The sequence below is a fragment of the Rhodococcus sp. IEGM 1307 genome (assembly GCF_030056915.1).
GTDB classification, from domain to species: domain Bacteria; phylum Actinomycetota; class Actinomycetes; order Mycobacteriales; family Mycobacteriaceae; genus Rhodococcus_F; species Rhodococcus_F opacus_D.
Genome location: NZ_JASHKW010000081.1, coordinates 1 through 536 on the forward strand (window position 1 = coordinate 1; position 536 = coordinate 536).

A 536-nucleotide genomic window follows, 5' to 3' on the forward strand; every position below is an offset into this window, starting at 1 on the left:
GGCAGCGGGGCGTCGGTGCCGGGGTCGCGCAGGGCCTGCTTCTCCCGTTCGATGCCGTCGCGGCGCAGTTCACCCCAGGAGGTGACCGACCACACGTCGGCGGCCACACCCCACTCGTCGGCGAGCAGCTGCTGGGCCCGCAGGCCCTCGGGCATGGTGACTCCGGAGACCAGGATCTGCGCCTTCGGGCCCGATGCCTCGGACTTTTTGAACAGGTACATGCCCTTGAGCAGTCCGTCGACGTTGAGGTCGGCGGGTTCGGCGGGCTGGGAGTAGGGCTCGTTGTAGAGGGTGATGTAGTAGAAGATGTCCTCGCCACCGAACCCGTCCACGCCGTCGGTGCCGCCGTACATCCGGCGCAGACCGTCCTTGACGATGTGCGCGATCTCGTAGGAGAACGCCGGGTCGTAGGCGACGGCGGCCGGGTTGGTCGAGGCCAGCAGCAGCGAGTGCCCGTCGGCGTGCTGCAGGCCTTCGCCGGTGAGGGTGGTGCGGCCGGCGGTGGCGCCGAGGACGAACCCGCGGGCCATCTGATC

General features: G+C 69.6%; 1 protein-coding gene. It reads right to left on the minus strand.

The window, feature by feature from the left end:
• The coding region (locus QM841_RS42905) for a transketolase-like TK C-terminal-containing protein (RefSeq protein WP_502943344.1) at positions 1-536 on the minus strand (536 nt) is incomplete at both ends.